Annotated in this window: 7 protein-coding genes, 1 tRNA gene and 1 pseudogene; 2 read left to right on the top strand and 7 right to left on the bottom strand. The window is 58.2% G+C overall.

The window, feature by feature from the left end:
- Positions 1-32: 32 nt before the first annotated feature.
- The 4 genes from deoC to BN1128_RS00640 form a co-directional block, all read right to left on the bottom strand.
- Positions 33-806 carry a deoxyribose-phosphate aldolase gene (gene deoC / locus BN1128_RS00625; RefSeq protein WP_042865649.1) on the bottom strand — a complete coding sequence of 258 codons (774 nt, stop codon included), beginning with the start codon at positions 804-806 and terminating at the stop codon, positions 33-35.
- A gap of 392 nt (positions 807-1,198) precedes the next feature.
- Positions 1,199-1,369 (bottom strand): XapX domain-containing protein, encoded by a 171-nt coding sequence (locus BN1128_RS00630; RefSeq protein WP_005305103.1) that lies wholly within the window; start codon positions 1,367-1,369, stop codon positions 1,199-1,201.
- 123 nt (positions 1,370-1,492) lie between these two features.
- Entirely contained in the window at positions 1,493-2,767 is a 1,275-nt protein-coding gene (locus BN1128_RS00635; RefSeq protein WP_042865650.1) for a NupC/NupG family nucleoside CNT transporter, read from the bottom strand.
- 213 nt (positions 2,768-2,980) lie between these two features.
- The gene (locus BN1128_RS00640; RefSeq protein ID WP_042865651.1) at positions 2,981-3,769 is read right to left on the bottom strand and encodes a TatD family hydrolase; all 789 of its coding nucleotides are present in this window, start codon (positions 3,767-3,769) and stop codon (positions 2,981-2,983) included.
- 40 nt (positions 3,770-3,809) lie between these two features.
- Here BN1128_RS00640 and tppF point away from each other — a divergent pair, with 40 nt between their 5' ends.
- The gene (tppF, locus tag BN1128_RS00645; RefSeq protein ID WP_082030304.1) at positions 3,810-4,427 is read left to right on the top strand and encodes a type IVa pilus pseudopilin TppF; all 618 of its coding nucleotides are present in this window, start codon (positions 3,810-3,812) and stop codon (positions 4,425-4,427) included.
- A 313-nt stretch (positions 4,428-4,740) separates the two neighbouring features.
- On the opposite strand, the gene rlmD is transcribed toward tppF, so the two are convergent.
- The 3 genes from rlmD to BN1128_RS00660 all read right to left on the bottom strand — a co-directional run bounded on the left by rlmD (position 4,741) and on the right by BN1128_RS00660 (position 8,312).
- On the bottom strand, positions 4,741-6,093 hold the full coding sequence (rlmD, locus tag BN1128_RS00650) for a 23S rRNA (uracil(1939)-C(5))-methyltransferase RlmD (protein WP_042865654.1): 1,353 nt from the start codon (positions 6,091-6,093) through the stop codon (positions 4,741-4,743).
- Between the two features lie 188 nt (positions 6,094-6,281).
- Positions 6,282-7,724 carry an ammonium transporter gene (amt, locus tag BN1128_RS00655; RefSeq protein WP_042865655.1) on the bottom strand — a complete coding sequence of 481 codons (1,443 nt, stop codon included), beginning with the start codon at positions 7,722-7,724 and terminating at the stop codon, positions 6,282-6,284.
- Positions 7,725-8,226: 502 nt separating this feature from the next.
- Positions 8,227-8,312 (bottom strand) — tRNA-Leu (locus BN1128_RS00660).
- A 20-nt stretch (positions 8,313-8,332) separates the two neighbouring features.
- Here BN1128_RS00660 and BN1128_RS26105 point away from each other — a divergent pair.
- Positions 8,333-8,567 (top strand): annotated as a pseudogene (locus BN1128_RS26105) (RDD family protein); the annotation flags it as partial.

Raw genomic sequence — 8,567 nt, forward strand, 5'->3', positions numbered from 1 at the left:
ACAGGGCGAGCCGAGCTCGCCCTCTCATCAACTTAGTAACCGCTGGTGTTGGCAGGTTTGTCGCCATGCCCCAGCGTGGCCAGCAGGCTGGCCAACAGGCTGGATGCACCAAAGCGGAAGGTACGGGCACAGACCCAGTCTTTGCCCAGGATCTCTTCGGCCATGGCGAGGTACTGACCCGCCACGGCGGCATCTTTTACGCCACCGGCCGGCTTGAAGCCGACTTTCGGGTTCTTGGCCTTGATCACTTCCATCATGATGCGGGCCGCTTCCGGGGTCGCATTGACCGGCACTTTACCGGTGGAGGTCTTGATGAAATCGGCACCGGCGTCGATGGAGATCTCGGAAGCACGACGGATCAGCGCCTCTTCTTTCAGTTCACCTGTCTCGATGATCACTTTCAGCAGTGCCTTGTCGCCACAGGCTTCCTTACAAGCTTTGACCAGATCGAAGCCAACCTGTTCATTGCCAGCCATGAAGGCGCGGTACGGGAACACCACGTCCACTTCGTCGGCACCGTAGGCGACGGCGGCACGGGTCTCGGCTACGGCGATCTCGATGTCGTCGTTGCCATGGGGGAAGTTGGTCACGGTCGCGATGCGCACGTCGGCGGCGCCGATGTCACGCAGGGTTTTGCGAGCGATGGGGATGAAACGGGGGTAAATGCAGACGGCGGCGGTCAGGCCGGCCGGAGACTTGGCCTTGCGGCACAGGTCTATGACCTTCTGATCGGTGTCATCATCGTTCAGGGTGGTCAGGTCCATCAGGTTCAGGGCGCGTTGGGCGGCCAGTTTCAGATCAGTCATTCTATTCTCCAAAGTCTCGATTTAATCCTGCTTCCAGGGGCGAGCGCCTGCTTGTCGCAACGCAACCAGCAAGACACGACTCCCAAGGATACGGGAATGGAATTACAGCGCGCATGCACAGGCAATATGGCTGTAAATAAGGCAAGAGCCCTGTCACTTTCTTACAAAAGTGCGGACTTGGTTCCATGAAGACTTGAGAAAGGCCGACAACTGCTGACCCGACTTCCCAATCAATTCCATTTGACCGCCAACACCCGATTTGATCGGGTATTAGTCAATGCCAGCACCCTGCTGGCAATGCCTATTTCAGCCGAGATACCCCGTGTTTGCAAGCCGGATTTGCCAATTTCAGAGGTACCTCACATCTGGCAAATCCGGTACTGAAAAGTGCGTTAAGAGAAGAAGCGTGTGAGTATCCAGGAGTACGCCAGCCCCCCCAGATAGACCCCGACTATCCCCATTACCCCGGACAGAACGGGTGGGGCCGGGATCGGCAATTTGAGGAAAGAAAACAACAAGCCAACGATAAAGCCGGCCGCCATCGCCAGTAGCACTTCATTCATATAACCTCCGATTTGACTCATTTTATTATTAGTTTAGAAAGGAAAACGGTTGTCACCGCTCCAAACGCGAACGCCACAGCTTTTCGCTGTGGCGTTCGTCTTTACCTGAGTGTCAGGCAAATATTACATGGCTGTCAGTGCCAGGAAGAAGCCTGCGATAGTGGCAGACATCAGGTTGGACAGAGAGCCGGCCAGTACGGCCTTCAAACCAAATTTGGCAATGGTGCCGCGACGGTTCGGTGCCATGGAGCCCAGACCACCCAGCAGGATGGCAACGGAGGACAGGTTGGCAAAGCCGCACAGGGCGAAGGAGATGATGGCCTTGGTGTGGTCGGACATGGCCACGCCGTTGATCAGCACTTCATCCTTCAGATAAGGGGCGAAGTTCAGGTAAGCCACGAACTCGTTCACCACCAGCTTCTGGCCGATGAAGGAACCGGCAACCACGGCCTCGCTCCAGGGTACACCGATCAGGAAGGCCAGCGGGGAGAACAGCCAGCCCAGCAGCAGTTCCAGGGAGAGCTGCGGATAACCGAACCAGCCACCCACACCGGCGAAGATGCCGTTGATCATGGCGATGAGGCCGATGAAAGCCAGCAGCATGGCACCCACGTTCAGGGCCAGTTGCAGACCGGCGGAGGCACCGGCGGCGGCGGCATCGATCACGTTGGCAGGCTTGTCTTCCAGATCGCCATCGGCATTGTTTTCGTCATAGTTGGGGGTCTCGGTTTCCGGTACCAGCAACTTGGCGAACAGCAGACCACCCGGGGCAGCCATAAAGGAGGCGGCGATCAGGTATTCCATCTTGACGCCCATGGAGGCATAACCGGCCAACACGGAACCGGCGACAGAGGCCAAGCCACCACACATGACGGCGAACAGCTCGGAGTCAGTCATCTTGGAGATGAAGGGACGCACCACCAGCGGGGCTTCGGTCTGACCGACGAAGATGTTGGCCGTGGCAGAGAGGGATTCGGTACGGGACGTACCCAGTACTTTTTGCAGGCCACCACCCAGCAGCTTGATCACCCACTGCATGATGCCCAGATAATAGAGAACCGCGATCAGGGAGGAGAAGAAGATGATGACTGGCAGAACACGGAAGGCAAAGATAAAGCCGCCGCCGCCGAACACTTCAAACATCTTGTTGCTGACCAGACCACCGAACAGGAATTCGATACCGTTTTGACCATAACCGATGACGCTGGAAACGGCATCGGATACACCCACCAGAATATCTCGGCCAACCGGGACGTACAGCACGAATGCACCCAGTCCAGCTTGAATTGCAAAGGCACCGGCTACGGTGCGAATTTTTATTGCTTTGCGATTACTGGAGAACAGCACCGCGATAAGGATGAGTGTTGCCATCCCTACCAGACCCATAATCAAATTCATTATTAACACTTCCTCTTTAGTAGCACCTTCCAGCTTGTTAACAACTTGTATCTCAAAGCCATCAATCAAGGGTGCGCATTATACTAATTACGGTGCGACAAAGTAGAATGCTGGTCACATTTTATAAGCATGAAATACGCTAGAGGTCGTCAAATTAGACCGCAAACGATTTTTACTCGCCCCATTTTTTATCATGATGCTATCAAGAGTTAATCAGGTGTTAATTTCAGAGTATCCGAGCGGGAAAGTGTGAAAAGTGGATTCATGTAACACCGCGACAACATGACTCAAGGGCTGTTGCCGCAATTCGGCCAAGAGTTGCGCAATCTTCGGCAAGTTGGCGGGGGTATTCGGAATGCCCTGCTGACCCTGCAACGGCATGTCGGGCGCATCCGTTTCCAGCAGCAGAGCCTCCAGCGGCATGTCGCGGATCGCCTCACGGGTCTTGTTGGCCCGCTCATAGCTGATGACGCCACCGATCCCCAGCCGAAACCCAAGCTGCCAGAACGCCCGCGCCTGTTGCAACGAACCGCTGAAGGCGTGGATGACGCCCCCCTTTGCCGGTTTGAAGCGGCGCAGGATTTTGGCAACCGTGTCGTTGGCCCGCACCGAATGGACTATCAGTGGCAACTCATGCTCCATGGCCAGCCTGATCTGCGCCTCGAACCAGGCAAGCTGTCCCTCCTGCGGCACCTGGCTGCGCAGATCCAGCCCGCACTCCCCGACCGCCACCAAGCCACGGGGTCGGGCAGCCAATAACGCCTGCAATCGCGTCAGTGTTCCCTGGGTCTGGGTGCCCACATACCAGGGGTGAATGCCCAGCCCGTAGGTGATTCCCGGGTACTGCTCCGCCAGCGCCATCACGCGAGTCCAGTTTTCCTCTCCCACGGCGGGGATGATATACTCGCCCACCCCCAACTGCCGGCACTCGGCCAGCAGCGCCGCCCGGTCTGGATCGAAGACGGGAAAATCGAGATGGCAATGGGTGTCGATCAGTTGCATGTCGCTTTCACCTGTTTGTCGTACTTGATGGGTCTACTCAATAATGAAACGCTCAAATCATGGCTTTACCCTGATAGAACTGGTGATGGTCATCATAGTGCTGGGGATTCTGGCCATAACGGCAATGCCCCGCTTCATCAATATCAAGGATGATGCCCTCAAGAGCACGGTTGCTACCACCGCCGGCAGCTTCGCCAGCGCGGTGCAGCTTGCCCATGCTGGCTGGGTGGTCAAGGCGCAGGATCAGGCACTCTACAATCTGGGCAGCATGGGTCAACGCAACCTCGACATCAACCGTTATGGCTGGCCCGCCGGCACAGACGAAGATCAGGGCCGCAAGGGGATCAATGAGCCCTATGTTCCGGGTCAGGGAGACTACATCTCGGTCAGTAACCAGTCAGATTGCCGCCTGCTGTTTCAGGGGCTGCTGGACAGCAGCTATACCGTCGCCTCGGTCGATCAGGATCCCGAGATCCAGGCCGGAGCCGACTACCTGTCCAGCGAGCAACCCGGCAACCATATAGATGAAGATGGCGAGCCTCACAGCAACTGCCGATATACCCTGCGCGACTCCATCGCCCGCTTCCCGGCCAACCCGGATGGATTGAGCTTTGACTACAACAGCGTTACCGGGGCCGTGACGCGCAATTTTGATTGAGTGACGTGACGTCACCCTCCGACATAGGCTCCTCCTGCTCATCTTCGTCATAACGCACCGGCGCGCAGCAGCGCCGGTTCTCCGGTGTGAGTCCCCACTCCTGACACCAGCCATCGTAGCGAGCCAACCAGCGTAACAAGATACCTTTCATGGTCTGCACCTCATCCTGTCGTCCCCTTCTATTTCCCACCCCGCTGTCCAAGTCCGATGCCATGGCTCGGCACCTGAATGGCAGGCATAAAAAACGACTCCATTTGGAGTCGTTTTTAACAGAGCCATCTGGCTAATTCAATCGCTGCGGCGCGAGTACCTGTCAGCCCTTTGCAGGCAGGCTCAGGCGGGCGACCGCCTCCACATGCATGGAGTGCGGGAACATGTCGACTGGCTGCACCTCGTCCAGCACGAAGCCCTGCTTGACCAGCCAAGCGAGATCGCGGGCCAGAGTCTGCGGGTTGCAGGAGACATAGACCAGACGGCGCGGCGCCATGGCGACCAGGGTCTGCAGCACCGCCTTATCACAGCCCTTGCGGGGCGGATCCAGCACTACCACGTCGGCGGTCACGCCCTGGGAGTGCAGCTCGGGCATCAGCTGCTCAGCCTTGCCCACGTGGAATTCGGTGTGCTCTATGCCGTTGAGGGCAGCGTTGCGACGGGCATCGCTGATGGCGCTCTCCACCGATTCTATCCCCACTACCTTGGCGGCCTTGCCAGCCAGGAACAGGGAGATGGTGCCGATACCGCAATAGATGTCGAACACCGTCTCGTTGCCGGTCAGCTCGGCATACTCAAGGGCGCTGGAGTAGAGCACATCGGTCTGGGTCGGGTTGTTCTGGAAGAAGGAGAGCGGCGAGATCTCGAACGCGAGTTCATGGATCTTGTCGCGGATCACCCCTTCACCCAGCAGCACCCGGTTGCTCGCACCCAGAATGCGGTTGGTGCGCTCATCGTTGATGTTCTGCACCAAGGTGGTGATGGGCAGATCGCTCAAGCTCGCCAGCAGCTCGGCTTCGAACGGCAGCGTTTCACCCAGGGTCACCAGCACCACCATCAGCTCGCCGCTCTTGAAGCCCTTGCGGGTCATCAGGTTGCGCACGCAGCCGGAGTGGTTCACTTCGTCATAGGCGGCGATGTCATGCTCGCGCATCCAGTTGCGCACCCGGGCGTTCAGTTCCACGTGTAGCGGATCCTGCACGGCACAATCGTCCGCGGTGATGAGATCGTGGGAGTGCTTGCGATAAAAACCAATCTCGGCACCGGCCTCACAGCCACGCACCGCATATTGCGCCTTGTTGCGATAGGCGAACGGGCTCTCCATGCCGAGGATGGGGTTAACTGTGGTGTCACCCAGCCCGACCTGTTCCAGTGCGCTCTGCACCAGTGCCTGCTTGAGCTTGAGCTGGGCCGGGTAGGCCAGCGGGCGCACCTGGCAGCCACCGCACTCTGTGTTGGGGCAGAAATCGGCGACCCGATCGGCAGACGGCTGGAGCAGCTCGGTTACCTTGCCATGCAGATAGTTTGGCTTGACCTCGGTCAGCTCCACCAACGCCTGCTCACCGGGCAGCAGACCCTCGACAAACAGGGGGCGATCGAACAGGCGTCCCTTGCCATCCCCTTTGTCGGTCAGTTCCAGGATCTCGATCTGGTGTTGATGTCCCACTAACGGCATGAGCGGCTCCAAAGGCGTAGAAAATGATGGGGAAAATGGGGCAAGCCCATTAAGGGTGGCAGAGTTTAGCGGAGATCCTGTCAAATTGCAGGCATAAAAGGTGGGGCAAGGCGCACTCCACTTTTGCAGACATAAAAAAGCCGCCGGCATAACCGGCGGCGATCCTGTCAGCAAGTAACCCGACGCTGTTACAGGCTATAGGCTTTTTCACCGTGGGTGGTGACATCCAGCCCTTCCCGCTCCGCATCTTCCTTCACTCGCAGGCCGATGAGCAGATCCACCAGCTTGTAGGCCACGACCGAGACAATCCCGGACCAGAGGATGGTGACCCCGACCCCGATGGCCTGGATCTTGACCTGGGCCAGGATGGAGTAGCCTTCCGCAACCTGGTTGGTGACGTAGTCCCACACTCCGGTGCCGCCCAGATCCGGGCTGGCAAAGACGCCGGTCAGCAGGGCACCGAGAATGCCGCACACCCCATGCACGCCAAACACATCCAGGCTGTCATCCGCTCCCAGCAGGCGCTTGAGACCGTGAACCCCCCACAAACCGGCCACGCCGCTGATGAGGCCCATCACCAGGCCACCGCCAACCCCGACGAAACCGGCTGCCGGGGTGATCACCACCAGACCGGAGACGGCGCCGGAGGCAGCACCCAGCAGGGAAGGACGGCCCTTCATCACCCACTCGGCCAAGGTCCAGGAGAGCGCAGCCGCCGCCGGTGCCACCCAGGTGTTGATGAAAGCCAGTGCGGCTATGCCGTTGGCTTCCAGCGCGGAGCCGGCGTTGAAACCGAACCAGCCGAACCAGAGCAGGGAGGCCCCTATCATGGTCATGGTGAGACTGTGCGGTGTCATGGGATCACGCCCGTAACCCAGACGCTTGCCTACCAGATAGGCCCCCACCAGACCCGCCACGGCGGCATTGATGTGCACCACTGTGCCGCCCGCAAAATCCAGTGCACCATGCTGGAACAGATAACCGGCCGTCGCCGTCGCGGTCGCCGCCGCCTCGGCCGTGGTGTAGGCATCCGGACCCGCCCAGTACCACACCATGTGGGCCAGCGGTATATAGGCGAAGGTGAACCAGATCACCGAGAACAGCAGCACGGCGGCGAACTTGATGCGCTCGGCGAAGGCGCCCACTATCAGGCCGCAGGTGATGGCCGCAAAGGCCCCCTGGAACACCACGTAGATGAACTCGCTGATGCCGACCCCCTTGCTGAAAGTCGCCGCAATGGAGTCAGGAGTGACCCCCTTGAGCAGCGCCTTGCCGAAGGAACCGTAGACACTGTTGCCCTCGGTGAAGGCCAGCGAATAACCGTAGAGGATCCACAGCACGCAGATGAGCGAGAACAGGGTGAACACCTGCATCAACACGCTCAGCATGTTCTTGCTGCGCACCAGGCCGCCATAGAACAGGGCCAGTCCCGGAATGGACATCAGGATCACCAGTGCCGCAGACAGCAGCATCCAGCTGTTGTCCCCCTTGTTGATGGTCACAGCGGCAGCGACTGGCGCCGCGGCTTGCACGACGTCGGCCGATGCGGCCACCACCTCTTCAGCCCAACTGGGGGCGGCCAGCAAGGCGGCAAGCGCCAACAGGCCAGTCATCATGAGTCTCTTGAGCATACAGCCATCTCCTTCCCTGTCGTCCCGGCACCTGTCCGGGTCCATTTCCTGATATGAACATCGAATCCGACAATCCACACAAACTCACACTCAGCACACACTTGCCACTGCCCTGGTCATGCTTCCTTCATCGGGCAGCGTCATGGCGACATGATTGCTTTAAAGCATAAAGTGAGCCAACTAAATAAATTACTTATAATCAATATCTTAACATCAAGCAGGCTGACCAATGCACCAGATTGGATCACAAGGTGCGCCAACCTGAGCAAGCGCGCACTTCTGCTGTGCAGTGCAACCAGCACGCACCGAAATAGAGCAGATCATAAGCCGGAACAGATTGCAGAGCGGTGACGGACACACAGCCGAATGCGGCAGAAGCAAGCCAGCATAGGAGCGATGAGAGTGATCTTGGAAAAAGGGATAAAAAAGAGAGCACCATGCAGAAAAGATGCAGAAAAACAAAAGGCCATCATTGCTGATGGCCTTTTGTCACTGAATCTAATGGTGCCCGGGGTCGGACTCGAACCGACACGATTATTCATCGGCGGATTTTGAATCCGCTGCGTCTACCGATTTCGCCACCCGGGCAACTGCGAGGGATTATACGAATGGCGCGATGCCATGCAAGGTGTTTTTCTCGTGCGCACTCTCGTTTGCTCATTTATTCAACGCCTTGCCGATGCGGGGTCAGTTACATAGAATGCCCGCATCATATTAATGGAATAAGAACGATGGCCAAACGTAAACCAGTCCAACCCACATCCCCCCCCCACACAGTCCCCCACTACCCTTCGGCGGGCTTGTTGCGCCGACTCGGCGCCCTGCTCTATGACTATCTGGTAG

The organism is Aeromonas piscicola, from assembly GCF_000820005.1.
In the GTDB taxonomy this organism is placed as follows: domain Bacteria; phylum Pseudomonadota; class Gammaproteobacteria; order Enterobacterales; family Aeromonadaceae; genus Aeromonas; species Aeromonas piscicola.